General features: G+C 61.7%; 14 protein-coding genes. 9 read left to right on the top strand and 5 right to left on the bottom strand.

Annotation, left to right across the window (positions count from 1 at the left end; genetic code table 11):
* The first annotated feature begins 93 nt into the window (after positions 1 to 93).
* Both ACFPN2_RS06470 and ACFPN2_RS06465 read left to right on the top strand, forming a co-directional pair.
* Positions 94 to 2,112, top strand: a complete 2,019-nt coding sequence (locus ACFPN2_RS06470) for a methyl-accepting chemotaxis protein (RefSeq protein ID WP_465270386.1) — start codon at positions 94 to 96, stop codon at positions 2,110 to 2,112.
* 210 nt (positions 2,113 to 2,322) lie between these two features.
* Positions 2,323 to 4,638: a TonB-dependent receptor plug domain-containing protein gene (locus tag ACFPN2_RS06465; RefSeq protein WP_380595802.1), complete on the top strand. Its 2,316-nt coding sequence runs from the start codon at positions 2,323 to 2,325 to the stop codon at positions 4,636 to 4,638.
* On the opposite strand, the gene ACFPN2_RS06460 is transcribed toward ACFPN2_RS06465, so the two are convergent.
* On the bottom strand, positions 4,611 to 5,576 hold the full coding sequence (locus ACFPN2_RS06460; protein ID WP_380595801.1) for a LysR substrate-binding domain-containing protein: 966 nt from the start codon (positions 5,574 to 5,576) through the stop codon (positions 4,611 to 4,613). The two genes, ACFPN2_RS06465 and ACFPN2_RS06460, sit on opposite strands and share 28 nt — an antisense overlap.
* 52 nt (positions 5,577 to 5,628) lie before the next feature.
* Positions 5,629 to 6,552: a S1/P1 nuclease gene (locus ACFPN2_RS06455; protein ID WP_380595800.1), complete on the bottom strand. Its 924-nt coding sequence runs from the start codon at positions 6,550 to 6,552 to the stop codon at positions 5,629 to 5,631.
* A 194-nt stretch (positions 6,553 to 6,746) separates the two neighbouring features.
* On the opposite strand from ACFPN2_RS06455, the gene ACFPN2_RS06450 reads away from it, so the two are divergent.
* Positions 6,747 to 8,360: an alkaline phosphatase D family protein gene (locus tag ACFPN2_RS06450; RefSeq protein ID WP_380595799.1), complete on the top strand. Its 1,614-nt coding sequence runs from the start codon at positions 6,747 to 6,749 to the stop codon at positions 8,358 to 8,360.
* Between the two features lie 65 nt (positions 8,361 to 8,425).
* On the opposite strand, the gene ACFPN2_RS06445 is transcribed toward ACFPN2_RS06450, so the two are convergent.
* Together ACFPN2_RS06445 and ACFPN2_RS06440 are read right to left on the bottom strand one after the other, a co-directional pair.
* Positions 8,426 to 9,697, bottom strand: a complete 1,272-nt coding sequence (locus ACFPN2_RS06445) for a glycerophosphodiester phosphodiesterase family protein (RefSeq protein ID WP_380595798.1) — start codon at positions 9,695 to 9,697, stop codon at positions 8,426 to 8,428.
* Between the two features lie 176 nt (positions 9,698 to 9,873).
* Positions 9,874 to 10,092, bottom strand: coding sequence for a DUF3562 domain-containing protein (locus ACFPN2_RS06440; protein WP_380595797.1), 219 nt, complete (start codon positions 10,090 to 10,092; stop codon positions 9,874 to 9,876).
* A gap of 373 nt (positions 10,093 to 10,465) precedes the next feature.
* Between ACFPN2_RS06440 and ACFPN2_RS06435 the strand changes: the two genes are divergently transcribed.
* Complete coding sequence (locus ACFPN2_RS06435; protein WP_380595796.1) at positions 10,466 to 12,187, top strand: methyl-accepting chemotaxis protein; 1,722 nt, start codon at positions 10,466 to 10,468, stop codon at positions 12,185 to 12,187.
* Here the strand turns inward: ACFPN2_RS06435 and ACFPN2_RS06430 are convergent.
* Positions 12,184 to 14,367: a sensor histidine kinase gene (locus ACFPN2_RS06430; RefSeq protein WP_380595795.1), complete on the bottom strand. Its 2,184-nt coding sequence runs from the start codon at positions 14,365 to 14,367 to the stop codon at positions 12,184 to 12,186. The genes ACFPN2_RS06435 and ACFPN2_RS06430 overlap by 4 nt on opposite strands.
* Positions 14,368 to 14,620: 253 nt before the next feature.
* On the opposite strand from ACFPN2_RS06430, the gene ACFPN2_RS06425 reads away from it, so the two are divergent.
* The 5 genes from ACFPN2_RS06425 (at position 14,621) to ACFPN2_RS06405 (ending at position 20,971) form a co-directional block, all read left to right on the top strand.
* The gene (locus ACFPN2_RS06425) at positions 14,621 to 15,598 is read left to right on the top strand and encodes a methyl-accepting chemotaxis protein (RefSeq protein ID WP_380600051.1); all 978 of its coding nucleotides are present in this window, start codon (positions 14,621 to 14,623) and stop codon (positions 15,596 to 15,598) included.
* 140 nt (positions 15,599 to 15,738) lie between these two features.
* The gene (locus tag ACFPN2_RS06420) at positions 15,739 to 16,107 is read left to right on the top strand and encodes a response regulator (RefSeq protein WP_380595794.1); all 369 of its coding nucleotides are present in this window, start codon (positions 15,739 to 15,741) and stop codon (positions 16,105 to 16,107) included.
* Between the two features lie 24 nt (positions 16,108 to 16,131).
* Complete coding sequence (locus tag ACFPN2_RS06415; protein WP_380595793.1) at positions 16,132 to 18,096, top strand: chemotaxis protein CheA; 1,965 nt, start codon at positions 16,132 to 16,134, stop codon at positions 18,094 to 18,096.
* Positions 18,097 to 18,144: 48 nt separating this feature from the next.
* Positions 18,145 to 20,481 carry a methyl-accepting chemotaxis protein gene (locus tag ACFPN2_RS06410; RefSeq protein WP_380595792.1) on the top strand — a complete coding sequence of 779 codons (2,337 nt, stop codon included), beginning with the start codon at positions 18,145 to 18,147 and terminating at the stop codon, positions 20,479 to 20,481.
* A 22-nt stretch (positions 20,482 to 20,503) separates the two neighbouring features.
* Positions 20,504 to 20,971, top strand: coding sequence for a chemotaxis protein CheW (locus ACFPN2_RS06405; RefSeq protein WP_380595791.1), 468 nt, complete (start codon positions 20,504 to 20,506; stop codon positions 20,969 to 20,971).
* The last annotated feature ends 44 nt before the right edge of the window (positions 20,972 to 21,015 follow it).

Here is a 21,015-nt window from a genome sequence, read left to right as displayed (position 1 = left end):
GCTTCGAAGTCGTGGTTGCGTAACGTGCTTGCGCTCGGTCCCACGGAGCAAGAAAAGCAGACAGCGCTGGAGCGGGCGAGCGAATTGTCCGAGATGCAAGGCCGGCTGGCGGCGCTCGACAAAGTGCAGGCCACGATCGAGTTCAAGCTCGACGGCACCATCCTGCATGCCAACGACAATTTCCTGCGCACCATGGGCTATCGGCTCGACGAAGTGCAGGGCCGTCATCACAGCATGTTTGCCGAACCGGCGTATGCCAACTCGGTTGAGTACCGTCACTTTTGGGACAAGCTCAATCGCGGCGAATTCGATCAGGGCCAATACAAGCGGCTCGCGAAGGGCGGCAAGGAAGTGTGGATCCAGGCATCGTACAACCCGATCCTGGATACGAATGGCAAGCCGTGCAAAGTCATCAAGTTCGCCACCGACATCACGGCCGCCAAGGAGCGCGCCGCGGATTTCGAAGGACAGCTGGCCGCCATCAGCAAGGCACAGGCAGTCATCGAGTTTTCGCTCGACGGGCGCATCCTGCACGCCAATACCAATTTTCTATCGACGCTCGGCTACTCGCTGGAAGAGATCAAGGGACAGCATCACTCGCTGTTCGTCGATCAGGCATATCGTGGTAGCGTGGAATATCGTCTGTTCTGGGAGAAGCTGGGGCGCGGCGAGTACGACAGCGGTCAATACAAACGGATCGGTAAGGGCGGCAAGGAAGTTTGGATTCAAGCGGCTTACAACCCGATCATGGATGTGAACGGCAAGCCGGTGAAAGTGGTCAAGTACGCCACTGACATTACGGCCGAGATCAACGCCAATCGCATGTTGCGTGAAGCCGTCGAGCAAGCGCAGGTGGTGACATCCGCCGCGCGCGATGGCGATCTATCGCAGCGGATTCCGCTGGAAGGCAAGAGCGGGCCGATTGCGTCGCTGTGTGCAGGCGTCAACTCCTTGATGGAAACGACCTCCGTGATTTTCTCCGACGTCGGTCGCGTCTTCGGCGCGCTGGCGGCGGGTGATTTGTCCCAACGAATCACACGCGATTACACGGGTGTCTTCGGCACTGTGAAGGCGGATGCCAACGCCACCAGCGAAAAGCTGGCGGCCATCATCGAGGATGTGGGTCGTGTGTTCTCGGGTCTCGCAGCCGGCGATCTCACACAGCGGATTACCCGCGAGGCGCAGGGTACATTCAACCAGGTCAAGAACGACGCCAACGCGAGTTGCGATAAGTTGGCGTCCATTATCGAGCAGGTCCGTTCAGCGGCGGCGTCGCTGACGGATGCTGCCAATCACGTGAGCGCGACGGCGCAGAGCCTGTCGCAGTCGGCCACCGAACAGGCGGCGTCCGTCGAGGAGACCACTGCATCGGTCGAGACCATGTCGGGGTCGATTGCCCAGAACAGCGACAACGCCAAGGTCACTGACGGCATGGCGACCAAGGCGAGCAAGGAGGCCAGCGAGGGCGGGCAGGCGGTGACGCAGACGGTCGTGGCGATGAAACAGATCGCGCAGAAGATCAGCATCATCGATGACATTGCGTATCAGACCAATCTGCTGGCATTGAACGCGGCCATCGAAGCGGCGCGTGCCGGCGAACATGGCCGGGGCTTCTCCGTGGTGGCGTCCGAAGTGCGCAAGCTCGCCGAGCGCAGCCAGGAGGCGGCCAAAGAAATCGGCGAGCTCGCCGGTAAGAGCGTCTCGACTGCGGAGCATGCGGGCGAGTTGCTGGGTGCAATCGTTCCCTCGATTCAGCGCACCTCCGATCTGGTGCAAGAGATCGCCGCAGCGTCGCAGGAGCAGAGCGAGTCGGTGAAGCAGATCGGCGCCGCGATGGATCAGCTCAGCATGGCCACGCAACAGAACGCCTCGGCGTCTGAAGAGCTGGCGGCTACGTCCGAAGAGCTGTCGGGTCAGGCCGTGCAGTTGCAGGAGTCGGTATCGTTCTTCCACGTCGGCGACAGCGCGCCGGCCAAGCAGGATAAACGTGATGCCGGAAATTTTCGCGAGCGTCGTGCGCCCGATTCGCCGATGCGCGGAAATAATCGGAGTGCGCCGGGCCCCGCGTTCCGCGCGGCTGCTGTCGCCTCGGGTGACTTTCGACCGTACTGAAAGACTGCGACCTGGATTCGACAGTCGGCGTTTCGGCGGAAACGGCGGCGCCCCGGTGTGCGGCCAGCAGCATTGAGCACAGCGAATATCTTTGCAGCTTGATGACAAGGCGTTGCGTCGCTTGCAACGCCTGTGCGGTTCCGTGCGCTCGCGCGATGTGACGGGGTGGTCGAAGCTTGCCGGATTACTGGCAGGCTCGAGAAAACATCCATGCGGGGCGTCAAGCGTTCATCCCACCCTTCGGCCAATCCGTCGCGCGCACGTGCGTTGGGCGCGGCCATTTCACTAGTACTCGCAGCGAGCGCGTCCGCGCAGGATGCGGCGGTGGAGTTGGACGAGGTCGTCGTAGTCGGTAGTCGCGGTACGCCGCGACTGGTAACCGAGTCTTCCTCACCGATCGATCTGATCGACGGCGATCAACTCCGCGCCACCGGCTTCAACGATCTGAGCAAGGCGCTCCAGTTCCTCGCGCCTTCCGTGAACTTCCCACGTTCGGCAACCGGTCCGTCCGCGGCGAACACCAGAGGCGTGACGCTGCGAGGGCTGAGCCCGGATCAGGTGCTGGTGCTGGTCGACGGCAAGCGCCGTCACGCATCGTCCGTGCTGAACTTCAACAATGTGGTGGGTCGCGGCACGGTGCCGGTCGACCTGAACGCGATTCCACTCTCTGCGGTGGAGCGAGTGGAAATCCTGCGCGACGGCGCCGCTGCGCAGTACGGTTCGGACGCAATCGCAGGCGTAGTAAACATCGTCCTGCGCGGCACGGATTCGCAATCGTTCACGTCACTGCAAGGCGGCGCGACGGAAGATGGCGACGGTGAGACAGCCATCGTCGCAGCGGGCACGAGCTTCGATGTGGGCGACAGTGGTGGCATCACCGTGACCGCTGAATCTCGCTATAGAGATTTCACGAACGGTGCCGGCATCGACAGCCGCGTCGGCCGTGTCACCAATCGTCAGGGCGATCCGGAATCGCTCGACCTCGGTCTCGTGATCAACGCTCGCGTGCCGATGGGCGAGAGCGAGCTGTACGGCAACATCATCGCCTCACATCGCGATTCTGAGAGCGCCGCGCAGTACCGCGCATCGAATGTGTCGCCGCTCTATCCAAACGGCTTCCTGCCACTGATCGACCTGGACATGCTGGATCTCGCCGCGACGGCCGGGTGGTCGCAGCCACTCGGCGCCTGGACGCTCGACATCAGCGACACCTTCGGCACCAATCGTGCGGACTTCAAAGTAGGTGACAGCGTGAATACCTCGCTGGGCACGGCGAGCCCGACGTCGTTCGACGCAGGCGGTACACGCTATCAGCAGAACGTGTTGGGCCTGACCCTGACCCGACCGATCGACATCCTGTCCGGCGCGAATCTCGCCTTCGGTCTCGAGAGCCGCTACGAAACATTCGAGATCGTGCGCGGCGAGGAAGCATCGTTGCAGGGCGCGGGCGCGCAAGGGTTCCCGGGCTTCAATCCGCCGAGCCCGATCGACGAGAGCCGCGACGCATGGAGCGCATTCGTCGACGCAGAGTTTCATCTGACGCAGGCGTTCAGCGTCGGCGCGGCCGCGCGCTATGAGGACTACAGTGACTTTGGCGACGAAGTCACGGGCAAGTTGTCGGCGATGTTCAAGCCGACATCGGTGATCGCATTCCGTGCGACCGGCAGCACAGGCTTCCGAGCGCCATCCCTCCAGCAGCAGTACTTCAGCACGGTCAGCAGCCAATCGAGCGGCGGCGTGCTCGTGAACGTTGGCACCTTCGCCGTCAATGATCCCGTGGCGCGTGCCCTGGGCGCGCAATCGCTCGAAGCTGAAACATCGGAGCACGTGAGCGCGGGCATCGTGCTCACGCCGATGCAAGGCCTCACTCTGTCCATCGATGCTTTCCGGATCGACATCGAGGATCGCATCATCCTCAGCGAATCGTTGAGCGGTGCGGCGGTGACGGCGATTCTGCAGCAGGCGGGCATCACCAACGCGAGCCAAGTCCGGTTCTTCACCAATGCCGCCGACACGACCACCGAGGGCTACGAACTGACGGCAGCCTGGCGCGGAACCTGGTTCGATAGCGTTCGTAGCGAGCTCACGTTGGGCTACATGTCAGCCGACACCAAGCTCGAACGAGTCAAGAGCAATTCGGTCGTTCCTTCCGTGCCGCTGCTCGGATTGGCGTCCATCGATCTGCTGACCGAAGCGCAGCCCGAAGACAAGGTGACGCTCACTTCGATGCAATCGTGGGGTGATTGGCAGCTGCGTCTGGACGTGACGCGATTCGGTGAGTATCGCAACGTGCCCGTCACGACAGAGCAGACGTACGGCGCGGTGACGACGCTGGATGTGGGCGTGGACTATGAGATCACCAAATCGCTGCGGCTCAGCGTCGGCGTGATCAACGCGACGGACGCGTATCCGGACAAGATCGCTCAGCGTGCGTCACTGCAGGGAGGCAGCTTGCAATACTCCGAAGCGGGCGGTCTCGGTTCAGATGGGCGCGAATACTACGCCCGCATCTGGGCAGGATTCTGAGATGTCCACGGAGAACTCGCATCGACAGCAGCGGCGAACTGCTGTTGTGAGCGAGTGATCTCGGCATGAAGCCAACGCGAGAAACGTCTCATGTCCGTCCGACGGCTGATGGCGTCGCTCGCGTAGATCATCGAGTACCAGTAGTCGATCGGCTGGCGCAACGAGAAGCAGGGTTGCAGCCTGCCGTCGGCGAAGTACTTTTCCATGAACAAGGGCAGGCCGAGGGTGATGCCCAGCCCGGTCGCGGCGGCTTCGTACATCATCAGCAATGTTTCGTAGCGAGTGAACGACCAGGAGCCATTCGCATCGAGATTGGCGGTGGACAGGTACGTGTGCCACAGGCGTGGCGCGTGTTCCTCGCAGAGCACGTGATGTCCGTCGAGCTCCGAGGGATGGCGTGGCGGCGCTCGGCCTCTCAGCAAGGACGGCGCGGCGACAACCGCCGCTTCCAATTCAATGAGCCGATCTTGCGGGAAGCTGTGCGACTCGTTCGGTCCAATAGCGATCACCGCGTCGACTTTGCCGGCGCGCAGTTCGTCCAGCCCGCGGCCAATCGTGACCTCGATCTCGATGTCCGGATTCAGCGCCATGAAGGTGGCCGTTCGTTGTAACAACCAGCTGATGGCGAACGAATGAGGCGCGCGAATTCGCAGGACGCCGGCGGGTTGTTCGCGGCGGAAGTCGAGCGTGGCGCGAAACAGCGCGTCCATCGCGGGCTCGATGCTTTGTAGATACTGCTGACCGGCGGTGGTCAGGCGTGCACTCGACTGACTGCGGTCGAACAGCGGCACGCGCAGGAATTCTTCGAGGTTGCGAATCCGGCGCGAGAACGCGGACGGGCTGAGTGCGAGCTTATCGGCGGCCGCGCGAAAGCTGCCGGTTCGGGCGGCGGCCACGAACGCTTCGATGAATTCCAGCGGCGGAGCTTTTCTGCGCATCGGCGAGAAAAGCTCTAGCATCGAACCCTTGTATTGCAATTGGATGACGGAATCACCGCTCGTTACGAAACACCCAGCGCAGTACCTCGGTGAGTCGATAGCCGGCCAGGGTGAGTCGCTGTTCCCCGACTTCCAGGGATTGGTCCACGTAACGTTTGGACTGCTCCGGCGCGGTGCTGGCCGAATCGCTGGCTCGCAGATCCGGGCCGTACGCGACGGTATTGCCGAGCTGATAACTTTCCTTGGCCCATTCCGAAAATTCCGTGGCGCTCTTGAACGGCTGGAGCATGAACTGCGTGCGCGGCACGCGACGCATGAGATCGTCGGCACGCTTGAACGCCAGCTCGGGCTCGCCATCGCGGCTGACGCTGTCGTCCCAATACCAGTGCAGTGTGATCGGCTTCTTCTCGACCGGATCGAGCACGAATTGCAGGCTGCCGCCGCGGTCGCCTTCCGGGAAACGTTTCGATACCTGCGACACGCTGTGCAGGGGCTGATGCATGTCGCCGACCAGATGAAATAGCCAGGCAAGCGCTACCGCCCGCTCGCCGGCTGAGGCGCGCGAATCGGCCGCGACGCTCAGATTCAGTACAAAGGCTTCGTAGGCCGAGCCTTCGGGGACATCTTTAGGACTCTGCGGGGGAGGGGACGATCGGTCGACAATGGGGCGCGACCAGTAGTGCCACGTCGGATGATCGTGAATGCTGCCGCGGGCGTCGTCCGGCCAGCGGGCCAGCTCGAGGAAGAGGCGCCGGCCGCGCTCCTCGCCAGTGGCGCGACCGACGGCGACCTCGAAGGCGCCGCGATCCGGATGTTTCTCAGCCAACGCGACGATCTTGTCGATGACTCGTCGGTCCTGCGCACTCAATTCGTCATACGCAATCGCGGCCGTGACCATATGTCCCGGGCGGGACCAGGCCTGCGCAGCCGAGCTGGGTAGGAGGACGGCGAGCAGCAGAGCGACGAGTGGCTTCATATCGGATTCACGAAGTGGAACGATCGCCATGAATAGCAGAGCCGCCCTCCGATGGGGCGGCGTGCGCTCGAACCAGTGTTGCATGAAATGCACGTCGCGCGGCAGCCGATTTGCCGTCAGGTTGCAAAGCAACCGTCATCAGTCAGCAATGCAAAGCGTCGAAGGTACCGGCTCCAGCCGCAGGAGCCAGAACAATGAGTGCATTCAGCCGACGAGAATTTCTTGCCACGTTATCCGCTCTGGGCATTGCCCCGAGCGCTTTTGCCATCGGTCGCGACGGTCAGTTGCCGACTGAAGGCGTCGGTCCTTCGTTCCTGCACGGCGTGGCCAGCGGCGACCCGCTGCACGATCGAGTCATTCTTTGGACCCGTCTCACCCCGAAGAAGCTCGAAGATCACCTGCAGGTCAAGTGGCGCATTGCCACCGACCATCATCTCAAGAACGTGGTGCGTTCAGGTTTGTTCTCCACCGATATTACTCGTGACTTCACGGTGAAGGTCGACGCCATCGGCCTCGAGCCGGACACGATGTATTACTACCAGTTCGAAACGCGCGGCGCGCAGTCCCCGCTCGGTCGCACGCGCACGTTGCCGGTCGATCATCGCCGTCACTGGCGCATGGCGTTTGCTTCGTGCTCCAACTATCCCTACGGCTATTTCAATGCCTACGGCCGAATGGCGGCTCGCAACGACATTGACATGGTGTTGCACCTGGGCGATTACTTGTATGAATACCCGCAGGGTGGCTATGCCAATCCGTTGCTGGTCGGCCTGCGCGATGTCGTGCCGACGAACGAGATTCTCACGCTCACCGACTACCGCCTGCGTCACGCGCTGTACAAGACCGATCCCGATCTGCAGGAGCTGCATCGGTTGTATCCGTTCATCTGCGTGTGGGACGACCACGAGAGCGCCAACGATGCGTGGCGCGACGGCGCTGAAAATCACAATCCCGAGAATGGCGAAGGCGAGTGGATCGTGCGCCGTCGTAACGCGGTCCGTGCGTACAACGAGTACATGCCGATCCGTAGCACGAACGATGCTGACGACGAGATCTATCGCCACTTCCGCATCGGCGATCTGGGCGATCTGATCATGCTCGACACGCGCTTGCATGGCCGTGACCTGCAGGCTGCGTTCAAGACCGGTCAGTCCGAGTTGCCGGTCAGCGATCCCACGATCAGCGACGGCACGCGCACGCTGCTCGGCTTCGATCAGGAAGAGTGGTTGAACCGTCAGCTGTGGGAATCCAAGCAGCGTGGCACGACGTGGCGCGTGCTCGGTCAGCAGGTGATGATGGCGCAGCTCAGCAGCACCTTCGGTCAGACCATCATCAATCCGGATCAGTGGGACGGCTATGCGCCGGCTCGCGCGCGTTTGTTCACTCACCTGCGCGACAACAATATCAAGAACAACGTGGTGCTCACCGGCGACATTCACTCGTCGTGGTGCGCCGATCTCACGTTGAATCCGTGGGATAGCTCGGGCTACAACCCGCAGACTGGCGCGGGCGTGCTGGGTGCCGAGTTCGTGTGCCCGGCCGTAACTTCACCGGGCCCGGTGCCCGGTGCGGCGGGTGACGTGCTGGCGGCTCAGTTGCGCTTCGTGTCGCCGCATCTGAAGTACATCAATCTGAATCGTCGTGGCTATGGCGTGCTCGATCTGACGCACGAGGCGGCGACCTGCGAGATCTATCATGTCGCGACCGTCGATGCGAAGAGCGATCAGGAAACGCTGGCGTCGGTGATGGTCAGCGAGGTTGGCAACAATCTGGTTCGGGGCGAGGGCCAGAAGACTCCGCGCCTGTAAACGTTCGATGCTGAAAGCCGGCGGCCCGAGTGCCGCCGGCTTTTTTATTGCTCAGCGAACCGGGATTACTTCAATCCCATGCAGTTCGCGTAGTAAGTGACGGTCGCCGGCCAGTCGGAGAAGATGCCGATGACGCCGACCTTCTTCGCCAGCACATCCAGCGCCTTGTACATGTCGCTGTCTTTCTTCAGCGCACGGCCGGTCGGATCGAACGCGTAGTAGAAGCCCGCGCCGACGCCGCCGTTACGCAGGTCCGCACGCTCGAACGACCAGGTGATGATGTCGAAGCCGAAGCTCTTGATGTCGAGCGCGTACTGCGACGGCACGATCTCGTCATTGCTGTTCACCGCCAGCAGCACGCCGATCGGTGGAGCGATGATCTTCACGCCCTGCTTCTTCAGCTGCTTCAGCTCTTCCACCGTCAGGCGCGGGAAGCTTGGCGACGACGGATCGACGTCATCGAGATACACGGCTTGCTGGCCGAAGCGGGGCTCGTTCTTGATCCAGTACAGAACGTCGGCAACGTTGAACGACTGCGGATAGACATCCTTCGGGTTCACGCCGGCGGCCTTGAACGTATCGATCATCTTCTGCGCGTAGCCTTCCTGGCCGCCGAACACCGTCTGCAGGCGCGCCGGATTGCCGGCCTTCAGTTCCGGAGTGTGCTTGACGCCGAGCTTCTTATTCAGCGCGATGCTCTCTTTCAGCGTGAGCAGGGTGCCGCGGCTGTTGTAGAGATCGGTGCGGAACGAAGCGGTGCCGCCGAGATAGCCTTTCGAGGTGGTCGCGCTCGGGTTGGACGCGTCCATCTTGCCCTTCAGCGTCTTGAACTGAGCGAGCGTGAGATCGCTGGCACAGCACTTCGGGGTCACGCCCGGGGCCCACGGCGTGGTGCAGGAGGCATTCAGTTCGGTGTCGACGATGTTGGTGGTGGTGTGCAGATCGCACTCGTCGTGACGACACACCAGCTCGCCGTCCTTGGTGAAAGTCACATCGCATTCGACCACGCCCGCGCCCTGACGCGCACCGGCTTCATACGATTCCTTGGTGTGCTCCGGGAACTGCAGCGGGGCGCCGCGATGAGCGATGGAGAAATTCGACTTGTAGAACGGGCCGGCCTTGCAGCTCTGCAGCTTGTCCTTGAGGCGGCTGTCGTCGAGACCGTCGATCAGAAAGAACGGGCGGTCGCCGAGCTGCGCGGTGCTACGCGAGCCTTTGTCGTCGTGACGATCGCTGTAGTTGTCGTCGCCGCGATCGTAGTCACCGGCGAGCGCGGCAAAGGAACAAAGTGCCGCTAGCAAAGCCGCGGGCGCGGCCAACTGCAAACGAAGTGGCATTGAACTCTCCTGCGAATGGATAGGGAGTCCGACGCCGCATTGTTTTGACTTAACGGCGCTCGAACCGGCCTACAGATACGCCGGGGAGGTTCAACGCAGATTTCGATTCGATGATCGCTCGATGACAACCGAGCGATCGCAAGTCGACCGGTCCGGAAGGGAACCGGTTGGCGGAATCAGCTGTTGGTACGTTCTGCGTGCAGCGTGTTGCGCACCAGGCGAGTCGCGATCACGGACACGAAGGTCTTGACTCGAGCTTGCGAATTCAGGCGCGCATGTTCCATTTCATACAGTTCGCGCACGTGTTCGACTGAGGTCTCGCTTTCCTTGGCGAGGGCTTCGATGGCTTGTTGCTGTTTGGCCGGATCACCTGCGGTATTTCGCAAGACGGTCATGATCCCTCCAGGGTATTTAAAAGAAACGGGTTCATCGGCGGAGGCGAATGTTAGCCGCAGTCCTCGCCGTTACCGTTAACTTTGCGGTCTCCGCCCCATTTTGGTGCAGGAGCCGGTTATGCTTTTTGTGTGGTGTCAGTCACTTGCGCTCGGATGCTGGAGGGCCGCCGATGAGCTGTCACATTGGCGGAACGGGCCAATTGCGCAAGTCAAGCAATAAGTGCCTGATTGTAAAAGTTCCTTATCCTAGGTGGACATCCTGCGTTGGTAGGGACTAAGGCCGCCCCCGAATCCCTACATCGCTGGTTAAGGTCCTGAGTCCGCGACCGATATAACGAGCTACGCAGAAGTGTGCTCATTCCTCGGAGTTGTCGTGGGCTTGTCCAGACTCAGCATCAACGCGCGCCTGATCGCGGCCTTTTCGGTCGTCATTGCCATCCTGGTCACGCTCATCGGCGTGGCCACGGTCAGCCAGAACAAGCAGGTCGAGGCCCAGCGCAGCAACATTCATACCTACGACGTCATCGAACAGATTAACGGCCTGAGCGATGCCCTCATCAACATGGAGACCGGCGCCCGCGGCTTCCTGCTCGCCGGTGTCGATTCGTTTCTCGAGCCTTTCAACAAGGGCCGGTCGGACTTCGACAAGTATCTCGCGACCGCCGAGGAGCTGACTCGGGACGAGCACGTGAGAGAGAAGCTCAACCGGCTGCGTACGGCTCAGCAGGCATGGTTGAGCCAGGCCATCGAGCCTTCAATCAGTCTGCGTCGTAAAGTGATTTCCGGCGAGGCGACCATGGCGGACATCGTTGCGCTCGAGCGCGAAGCTCGCGGCAAGCAAAGCATGGACGGCATGCGCACGATCGTCGACGAGATCGGCGAGATCGAGGCGAACCTGCTCGAGCAGCGCGCCCAGACCGCCGAAGACGCCCGAGTGTTTGCTAATTCTGTATTGATCGGCGGTGGCGCGCTGACCGTGATTCTGTCGATCATGATGGCGATCGTCATCGCCCGTAGCATCGTCAATCCGTTGCGTCAGGTGTTGCGAGCCACCGAGGATCTGCGCGCCGGCGATGGCGATCTCACTTATCAATTGCCGCCGATGACGGCCGAGTTTGGCGAGATCGCGCGTTCGCTGAACGGCTTCATCGACAAGCTGCACAGAATCATCTCGACCACCAAGTCGTTGTCGGCGTCCATGTCGAGCGGCGCGTTGCAGATCGCACGCGGCAACGACGATCTCAATCAGCGCACGCAGGAACAGGCAGCGGCGCTGGAAGAAACGGCGTCGAGCATGGAGCAGATGACGGCGACGGTGAAACAAAACGCCGACAATGCGCGCCAGGCCAATCAGCTTTCCTCACACGCGCGCTCGCACGCCGAGAAGGGCGGGCAGGTCGTGCAACGGGCCGTGGGCGCGATGGGCGAGATCAATGCCTCCAGTCGCAAGATCGCGGACATCATCGGCGTGATCGACGAGATCGCGTTCCAGACCAATCTGCTCGCATTGAACGCGGCAGTCGAAGCGGCGCGGGCGGGTGAGCAGGGCCGCGGCTTCGCGGTCGTCGCGTCTGAAGTGCGTAGCCTCGCTCAGCGTAGTGCCAGCGCCGCTAAAGAGATCAAAGATCTGATCAATGACTCGGTCGACAAGGTGCGCTCGGGTTCCGAGCTGGTCGATGAATCCGGCCGCACGCTCGCCGACATCATGGAATCGGTGAAGCGGGTCAGCGACATCGTTGCCGAGATCGCCGCTGCCAGTGAGGAGCAGGCGCAGGGTATCGATCAAGTGAACAACGCGATTTCGACCATGGACTCGATGACGCAGCAGAACGCGGCGCTCGTCGAAGAGGCGTCAGCTGCCAGCAAGTCGCTCGAACAACAGGGTCAGGGACTGGTCGCGCAGGTCAATCAGTTCCGGACTGCCGATACTGTCACCTCTCAGGTGGCAGCGCCGGTGGTTGCGGCTCGTCCGGTCGCGGCTGTCAAACCGATTGGCAAGCCATCGCGTAAACCTGCTCCGAAAGCGGTGACGCGTGCCAAGGCAGCGCCCGCCCCGATGGCCAAGGCCAGCGGCGGCGATTGGCACGAGTTCTAATCCGTCGTCACTGGTTCGTCGTTGGTCGCTGCCGCTTGGGGCAGCGTGAAGTAAAACGACGAGCCTTCGCCGACCCTGCTGTCCGCCCAGATCCTGCCGCCGTAGCGTTGCACGATACGTGCGGCCGTCGCGAGGCCGATGCCGACGCCCGGAAACTCGGACAGCGTGTGCATGCGGCGGAACGGCTCGAACAAATGCTGGGCGAAGTTCATGTCGAAGCCCACGCCGTTGTCCCGGACCACGAACATCGGGCCGCCCATGTCTTCCTGGCGCGCGAGGGACACGGAAGGAAAGTCGGTGCGCGTCGTATATTTCCAGGCATTGCCCAACAGGTTGACCAGCAGGCTGCGCATCAAGCGTGGATCGGCGCAGATCGGCGCGCCGCAGTCGATGTTGAAACGCACCCGATGGTCGGGATATTGCTGCTGGAGTTCCTGAATCACTTCGGTCGCGACGAGGTTCAGATCCACCGGTCGACGCGTCAGCTCGACCTTGGTGAGCTGGGCGAGCCCGAGCATGCCGTCGATGACATCGTTCATTCGTCGCACCGAGGCTTCGATGCGCTCCATGTGACGGCGGGCTTCCTCTTCGGGATGCTGCTCGATAATCGCCTGCAACAGACCGCAATGGCCGGACATCCCGTTCAACGGCGCTCGCAGATCGTGCGCGGCCGAAGCAGTGAATTCCTCCAGGTCGCGATTGGCGAAGGTCAGCTCTTGATTCATGGCCTGCAGCTCGCGTGTCCGCTCCGCCACGCGCCGCTCGAGTGAGGCAGTGTGTCGCTCTATATCTTCCCGAAGCAGCGCCTGTTGAAGCGCGATCGCGAGCTGATCGGCAATGCTGTGCGCCGCCTGAACGTGCTCCTTGTTGAAGCAGTGCGGACGGGCATCGATCAGTTCCAGCATGCCGAGCAAGTGCTGCTCGCCCCGTAATGGCAGTCCCACATAGGAAACGACGCCGGCGTGGCGCAGCTCGTTGAACAGTTCGGTGTTCGATTCGACGGCGTTCAAGTCGCCCAACAGAATGGCCTGGCCGGAGCCGACGTCTCGCAGGGCTTCTTCATAGCTCGCGACCGAATGCACCCGAGGAATGAAGTTCGTCGCGCCACACGTGCCGGCGGCTAACAGCCGATGCGCGCTGGAGTTACGATCGAACACGATCACGCTGGCGCCGGCGCAAGGAACCATTCGTCGCAGATGATCCAGGGCCTTGCCGGCAATCTCACGGGTGGAGCGCATGCTGAGAATGGCGCGGTCCAGCTCGGCGACTGCCTCGACGCGGCGTAGGTGAGCGAGCAAGGCTACGTCACTACGGCGGACGATATGTGAGTTCCACCAGATCAGCGTCGAGAACACCAGCATGTTGACGGCCGTCAACATCGCGAGCCCGAGCTCGGCGTCGTAGTAACCGCGACGCTGACCCTGCAGCAGTAACCAACCGACGATACACGGAAGAAGAATGGCTGCCGGCAGCAGACGACGCGTTTCCGCGCCGGCCTGGTCGGGCGCCATGATCTGGCCCGCCAGTACGAAGCGCGGATGAACGGTCAGCACCGCCTTTGTGAGTACCAGCAAACCGAGCGCTGTATGCAATGCCACGACTGAGAAGCCCGGCAATGAATACAGCGACGCCGCTTCGTAGGCGTAACCCAGCACCATGATGAAGGCGCTCACCGAGATCAGCAGCACGATCACTTCCATCGCCAGCCACAGTCGCGTCAGCCGGGCTGGCCACGGCAACATCGTGACTGCCAGCAAACTGAAGCTGAGGGCCGAGATCGGCGACATGCGCCAAGGAAACAAACTCAATTGATTGGGTGGATCATGTGGCACCAACAACCGGTCTATGCCGATAGGCGCATGCATCGCGTAACTGAGCAGGGTGGTGCTGGCGACCAGAAGTAACAAAGCCGCCGCCGTCGGTTGAATCCGGATCAACAGCCGGCTGAAGGCGCCTTTGGGGCGCGAGTGTGCGGCCAGGCCGGCAAGAGACAATCCGCCGAGCACGAAACACAGCGCCGTATTGGGTTTGAGCGTGCCCAGTCCGGGCACCAGGTTATGAAGGAGCGGGAACGACAGCCACCAGCCGATCAGAGCGATGATGCCGATGGCGACGCAGAGAGCCGCGATCGCGCGAGCGAACGGCATCAAGGCCAGCGGCGGGCCGGGTCGAACTGCCATGACGGCGGCCGATGTCAGTGAGGAAACATTATGTTTGTTGTTCAGGGGATCTCCTCGTCGCGCGCCTCGGTCCGATCGGCTTCGCTGCACCCTGGATTTTGCGAGCAGTCTAAGCAGCCCGCTCATTGCCCGGAGTCCGCATCTATACGCACCTCCGCTTAAGGGCCGACCCTGTGTTTGTTTCGGCTGTCGCGCCCTGCAGTCCGCGAGTATGTTGAAGGTTTTATAAATCGGCTCGAAGCAACGGAGCGTGATGGTGTTTCACCTGCTGCGCAAGCGTCCTAAGGAACAATCGGCGGCCCCCTCGAGCGGGTATTTTGCTGATTTGTGTGAGCAGGTCCTGCCGGTCCTCGCGCAGCACGTGGATACATCGCGGGATCAGATGGAATCCGGGGTGGGCGCGCTGAGCTCGCAGTTTCTGGGTATCGTTCAGCAGCTGGACGAGACATTGGCGGTCTCCGCCAGCATCGGCGGCAATGACGACAGCAGCTTCGCCTCGGCGCTCGGCGAAGGCCGTCAGCGACTAACCCAAGTTATAAATGACCTGAAAGACATTCACGCCAGTCGCTCCGGTCTGGCGGAAGAAATTCGCGGGTTGCGCCAGTACACGGACGAATTGCATGCAATGGCCGCCGACGTTGGGCAGATTGCATTCAAAACCAACATGCTCGCGTTGAATGCGGCCATCGAAGCGGCGCATGCCGGTGAAGCGGGTAAGGGCTTCGCCGTCGTTGCCCAGGAAGTTCGCGCGCTCTCCGAAGCATCGCGCGAGACCGGTCGAAAGATTGTGACTCGGATCGAAGCGGTCAATGGCACGTTGAGCAGCCTGACGCAGCGCAATGAAGAGGTCTTCTCACAAGAGTCGTCGGCGGTCGGCGGTTGTGAGCAACAGATCAACGAAGTGCTGTCGCGGTTCGCGACCACCAGTCAGACGCTGGCCGAAGCGACACAGCGCTTGCGGCAAGACAGCGAACGAATCAAAGACGTCATCGAACAAGCGATGGTGCAGCTGCAGTTTCAGGATCGGGTGTCACAAATTCTCGTGCATGCGGCCAATCATCTGCGCGAGCTGGGTCAGAGTGCCAGCAGTCATCAGTCTCTGCAGGCCGCGGACATTGCGGACTTCCTGACTCGCATGGCTGCGACATATACAACAACGGAACAACGTTCCATTCATAACGGTGACATGGAAGTGGCTCAGCCTAGAGCCGCGGCTGTGGATTTTTTCTAGGGCTCGATTGCCCCGACCCGCTAGTGGTCAGTCGCTAAGGCGGCACCTCCCTGTCCATAACGGCGAACGCCGATGTTTGCTGCAGTGAGACCGCTTGTATCTTTCGCCCGCGCTAACGGATTGACTAGCCGGAACGAACAATGAAAACCGTACTGATCGTGGACGATTCAGCGTCGATGCGCCAGGTGTGCACCAGTGCGCTGTCACGCGGTGGATATAACGTCGTCGAAGCGAGCGACGGACGCGACGGGCTCAGCAAGCTCGCCGCCGCGCAGAAAGTTCATCTCATCATCAGCGATGTGAACATGCCGGTCATGGACGGCTTGACCTTCGCGCGCGAAGTGAAAGCGCAGCCGGCGTACAAGTTCATGCCCATCATCATGCTCACGACCGAAGCGGGCGAGGAAAAGAAAGCGCAAGGGCGCGCCGCCGGCGTCAAGGCGTGGATGGTCAAGCCGTTTCAGCCGCAAGTGTTACTGGACGCGGTCGCGAAGCTGGTCCTTCCCTAAACCATCACGCCACGGAGTGTGGGCATGAGCAACGAAGCACTACCGACGTTTCTGCAGGAAGCGCGCGAGCTGAGCGAGGAGATCGAGTCGGCGCTGCTCGCCTGTGAACGCGGCGACGTCGACTGCGACACGATCAACGCGTTGTTCCGTGCCGTTCACACGATCAAAGGGTCGGCGGGCCTGTTCGGTCTCGACAATATCGTAGCGTTCGCGCACGTGGTCGAAACGGTGCTCGATCGGGTGCGTAACGGGCAGCAGCCCATGACGCCACCGCTCGTGCAAGTGCTGATCGGCTGCCGCGATCATATCAATGTGCTGTTGGATGCAGTGGGCGAGCAATCGCCGGGCGATCAGCGGGCGTTTGCAATTGCGGGCGAACAGCTGTTGGAACAACTGCAGTCCATTGCGGGAACGGTCAGTCGTATCGGCGCCGCGGCGTCTGTCAGTACGCCGAAAACGGTGGCGCCGGGCGACGATCAAGACGGTCCGCGCGACGCTCCGGGCTGCTGGCATTTGTCGCTGCGTTTCAAGCCGGAGGTCCTGCGCAATGGCATGGATCCTCTGGCCTCACTGAGTTACCTGAGCACGTTCGGTGAAATCGTCGCCATCGAGACGATTGACGAAGCACTGCCGCCGTTGAACGAATTCGATCCTGAAGCCTGCTACCTTGGCTTCGATCTGCAATTTCGAACTGATGCCGATCGCGAGCGCATCGAAAGCGCGTTCGAGTTCGTGCGGGAAGATTGCACGCTGACGTTGGTGCCGCCGCAGTCGATTGAACAGCGCACGGTTGAGTCGCCCAAGCAGCGTCAGAGCGATCCGAAAGGTCGCGAGCAACGATCGGTCCGCGTCGATGCCGACAAGCTCGAGGTACTGATCAATCTGGTCGGCGAGCTGGTGATTGCGGGCGCGGCGACCAATCTGCTCGCTCAGCGCGCCAATCTGGCCGAGTTGAATGAATCGTCACAGCGGCTGGCGCGACTGGTCGAGGAAGTTCGCGATCAAACGTTGCAGCTGCGCATGATGCAGATCGGTAGCACCTTCGCGCGCTTCGCCCGCGTCGTGCGCGACGTGTCGCATGAGCTGGGCAAGGACATTCGTCTGGAAACCAGCGGCGCCGAGACCGAGCTGGACAAAACCCTCATCGAGAAGATCACCGATCCGTTGACGCATCTGGTGCGTAACGCGATGGATCACGGCATTGAGCCGAGCGATGTCCGCTTGGCTCACGGGAAGAAAGCAGAGGGCGTCGTGCGCTTGAACGCGTATCACGACTCCGGCTCGGTGGTGATTGAAGTGTCCGATGACGGCGGCGGTCTACGTCGCGAGAAGATTTTCAACAAAGCGCTGGAGCGCGGCCTGGTCACGGCCGGCCAGCAGCTCACCGATGCTCAGGTGTATTCGCTGATCTTCGAGCCGGGCTTCTCGACGGCGGATGCCGTCACCAATCTCTCCGGTCGCGGCGTCGGCATGGACGTCGTCAAGCGCAACGTGATGGCTTTGCGTGGCACCGTCGATATCGACAGCAAGGAAGGCGAGGGCACGACGGTGCGCATTCGCTTGCCGCTGACGCTGGCGATCATCGAAGGGTTCCTGGTTCGCGTTGCCGCCTCGTCGTTCGTTATTCCGCTGGAGATGGTGGAAGAGTGTGTCGAGTCGCACGCCGTAACGTCTGTGGTGGATAGCGGTCATCGCTATATCGATCTGCGTGGCCAGGTGCTGCCGTTCGTTCGGCTGCGCGATCACTTCGGTGTGAGCGGCAAAGCCGGGCGGCGCGAAAGTGTTGTTGTCGTTCGTTGCGGCAACCTCCGCGCCGGCTTCGTCGTGGACGAATTGCTCGGCGAGTATCAGACCGTCATCAAGCCGCTGGCGCGCGTGTTTCAACACGTTCGCGGTCTGGGTGGCTCGACCATCCTGGCCGATGGCGGGATCGCATTGATCATCGACGCGCCGGCACTGATCGCTCAGTGCCAGAGTCGCCTCAGTTGAATGTTCGACAGTTCGCAACGGATCTCAATGTTGTTCAGGAGCGCGCTCATGTTGGCTAATCTGAAAGTAGGCACTCGCCTCGGTCTTGCCTTCGGGCTGGTGATGGTGTTGCTGGTGGCGGTGGTGGGCCTGTCCATCAAGAATCTGGCGACCGTCAATCAGACCACCAGTCTGATCGTCGAAGATCGCTATCCGCAGTCGGTCCAGGCCGCCGAGCTGCGTAAGACCATGAACCTCACGCGGGTGGCGCTGCGTGACCTGTTGTTGGAGCGCCGGCCCGAAGCGGTGCGCGAGCAGCAGCGGAAGATCGAGGAGTACATCGCCGCCAATCGTGAGGCCATCCAGCAGCTGCAAAGCAAGGCGGAGAGCGACGAGGCCAAGGCGAAGCTGCAAGCCATCTCCGACTCGGAGCACAAGTACGCGGCACTGCTGGCGCGCTTCATCGAGCTCGGGGTGAATGGCAAACAGGATGCGGCGTTCGAGTTGATGCGCGGCGAGCTGTTCCAGATGCAGGCCAGCTACACCGGCGCAATCGACGACTTCGTTCGCTATCAGTCCGATCAGATGGCGTCGGCGAACGAAGAGGCGAAGGCGACGTACGCCGGTGCGCGCCAGCTCTTACTAATGATTGCGGTGCTCGCGGCGCTGGCGGCCTTCGGAGCGGCCTTCTGGGTCACTCGCTCTGTCACGCGGCCGCTGAGCAAGGCCGGCGATGTCGCCAACCGCATCGCCAGCGGCGATCTCAATAGCGAGATCGTAGTCACCAGCAAGGACGAGACCGGTCAGCTGCTCGAGACCTTGAGCCAAATGCAGACGCAACTGCGCGAGCGCATCGAGGCCGACGGGCGCGTCGCCGCCGAAAACCTGCGAGTGCGTCAGGCGCTGGACAATGCCAGCACCGGCATGATGATCGCCGACCCGGATCTGAACATCGTTTATTTGAACAAGTCGCTGGCCACGACCTTGAAGAAGGCCGAAGGCGACATGCGCAAGGATCTGCCGAGCTTCAATGCCAATACGTTGATTGGCACGAACATCGATACGTTCCATCGCAATCCCTCGCATCAGCGCACCATGCTCAAGAATCTCACGAGCACGCATCGCGCGGCGATCACGGTCGGCGGTCGCAGCTTCCGGTTGACCGCGAACCCGGTGTTCAACGACAAGGGCGAGCGTCTGGGCAGCTCGATGGAGTGGATCGACGCTACCGAAGAAGTCGCGGTCGAGAAGGAAGTGAACGCCATCGTGCAATCCGCGGTCGCCGGCGATCTCGGCAAGCGGCTGAGCCTGGAAGGCAAGGAAGGCTTCATGAAACAACTGGCTCAGGGCATCAACGATCTCACCGGCACGTCGTCGCAGATCCTGGAAGACGCGCTGCGCGTGATGGAGCAGATGGCGAAGGGCGATCTCACGTTGACCATCGATCGCGAGTATCAGGGCACGTTCGGTCGTCTCAAGGAAGCCATCAACGATTCCGTGCTGAAGTTGTCTGCGGTCATCGCGGAAGTGCGGCAGGCGGCGGACAGCATCTCGGGCGCGTCCGAGCAGGTGTCGTCGACTTCGCAGTCGCTGTCGCAGGCGAGCAATGAGCAGGCCGCGAGCGTGGAAGAAACATCCGCGTCGGTCGAGCAGATGAGCGCCTCGATCAATCAGAACACCGACAATGCCAAGGTCACCGATCAGATGGCGACCAAGGCGGCGCGCGAAGCGGGCGAGGGTGGCGAGGCGGTGAAAAAGACCGTCGAGGCCATGCAGCAGATCGCTCGCAAGATTTCCATCATCGACGACATCGCGTATCAAACCAATCTGCTGGCGTTGAACGCCGCGATCGAAGCAGCGCGGGCCGGCGAGCATGGCAAAGGCTTCGCGGTGGTGGCGGCTGAAGTGCGCAAGCTCGCCGAACGTTCGCAAGTCGCCGCGCAGGAAATCGGTGAAGTCGCCAGCTCGTCGGTGGAGCTGGCGGATCAGGCGGGCCAGCTGTTGAGCGAGATGGTGCCGTCGATCCGCAAGACTTCGGACCTGGTGCAAGAGATCGCGGCCGCCAGCTCTGAGCAGGCGAGCGGCGTCGGTCAGATCAACACGGCGATGACCCAGCTGTCGCAGTTGACACAACAGAACGCGTCGGCGAGCGAAGAGCTGGCGGCGACGGCGCAGGATATGAGCAGTCAGTCGCAACACCTGCAAAGCACGATGAGCTTCTTCACCGTGCAAGGCATGGCGGCAAGCGGCGGCGTGACGCGCATCGCTCAAACGGGCCCTGCGCGGGCTCCTGCTGCTCGCGGCAAGTCAGCTCGACCTGTGCCGGCAAGACAAGGGCAGGCACGGCGCCCCGCTGGCGGCGCGGCCGCTGAGGATGTGAACGATCAGGATTTCGTCAAGTTCTAAGCACGCGGCGCGGGGAGTTCACATGAGCCAGTATTTAACTTTCATGCTCGGTCGCGAGACGCTCGCGCTCGGCATTCTGTGTATCAAGGAAATTCTGGAATACGGGCACCCGACCGAGGTGCCGATGATGCCGTCGTTCATTCGCGGCGTGATCAATCTGCGGGGCGCGGTGGTACCGGTGCTCGATCTGGCCGCGAGGCTGCAGCGGCCCAGTCAGCCCGTCACCAAGAAGACCTGCATCGTCATCGTCGAGATGCAGCTCAACGAGGAGCGTCAGGTGATCGGCATCGTCGTGGATGCGGTCAATGAGGTGCTGGAGATTGCGGCGTCCGAGATCGAGGCGCCGCCCACGTTCGGGACCGCGATCCGCAGCGAGTTCATCGCCGGGCTCGGCAAGGTGAATGGCAAGTTCGTCATCGTGCTCGATGTGAACCAGGTCCTGTCCATGGAGGACGCGGCCTTGCTCGCCGAGCACACGGCCGCCGCTTAAGGGAGCGCGTCAGGTGTCTGGCGCGAAAATCCGAGTCGGCGTTA

Origin of the sequence: Steroidobacter flavus (genome assembly GCF_042651805.1) — a bacterium.
Lineage (GTDB): Bacteria > Pseudomonadota > Gammaproteobacteria > Steroidobacterales > Steroidobacteraceae > Steroidobacter > Steroidobacter flavus.
The sequence above is the reverse complement of the archived record's forward strand: the minus strand, read 5'-3'. Positions and strand labels throughout refer to the sequence as shown.

Excerpts from the sequence above, each read along its gene's own strand:
- ACFPN2_RS06450 (WP_380595799.1), top strand. The coding sequence starts at position 6,747 with ATGAGTGCATTCAGCCGACGAGAATTTCTTGCCACGTTATCCGCTCTG.
- ACFPN2_RS06455 (WP_380595800.1), bottom strand. The coding sequence starts at position 6,552 with ATGAAGCCACTCGTCGCTCTGCTGCTCGCCGTCCTCCTACCCAGCTCG.
- ACFPN2_RS06440 (WP_380595797.1), bottom strand. The coding sequence starts at position 10,092 with ATGACCGTCTTGCGAAATACCGCAGGTGATCCGGCCAAACAGCAACAA.
- ACFPN2_RS06410 (WP_380595792.1), top strand. The coding sequence starts at position 18,145 with ATGTTGGCTAATCTGAAAGTAGGCACTCGCCTCGGTCTTGCCTTCGGG.
- ACFPN2_RS06420 (WP_380595794.1), top strand. The coding sequence starts at position 15,739 with ATGAAAACCGTACTGATCGTGGACGATTCAGCGTCGATGCGCCAGGTG.
- ACFPN2_RS06445 (WP_380595798.1), bottom strand. The coding sequence starts at position 9,697 with ATGCCACTTCGTTTGCAGTTGGCCGCGCCCGCGGCTTTGCTAGCGGCA.
- ACFPN2_RS06425 (WP_380600051.1), top strand. The coding sequence starts at position 14,621 with ATGGTGTTTCACCTGCTGCGCAAGCGTCCTAAGGAACAATCGGCGGCC.
- ACFPN2_RS06415 (WP_380595793.1), top strand. The coding sequence starts at position 16,132 with ATGAGCAACGAAGCACTACCGACGTTTCTGCAGGAAGCGCGCGAGCTG.
- ACFPN2_RS06465 (WP_380595802.1), top strand. The coding sequence starts at position 2,323 with ATGCGGGGCGTCAAGCGTTCATCCCACCCTTCGGCCAATCCGTCGCGC.
- ACFPN2_RS06430 (WP_380595795.1), bottom strand. The coding sequence starts at position 14,367 with ATGGCAGTTCGACCCGGCCCGCCGCTGGCCTTGATGCCGTTCGCTCGC.
- ACFPN2_RS06470 (WP_465270386.1), top strand. The coding sequence starts at position 94 with ATGCAAGGCCGGCTGGCGGCGCTCGACAAAGTGCAGGCCACGATCGAG.
- ACFPN2_RS06460 (WP_380595801.1), bottom strand. The coding sequence starts at position 5,576 with ATGCGCAGAAAAGCTCCGCCGCTGGAATTCATCGAAGCGTTCGTGGCC.
- ACFPN2_RS06405 (WP_380595791.1), top strand. The coding sequence starts at position 20,504 with ATGAGCCAGTATTTAACTTTCATGCTCGGTCGCGAGACGCTCGCGCTC.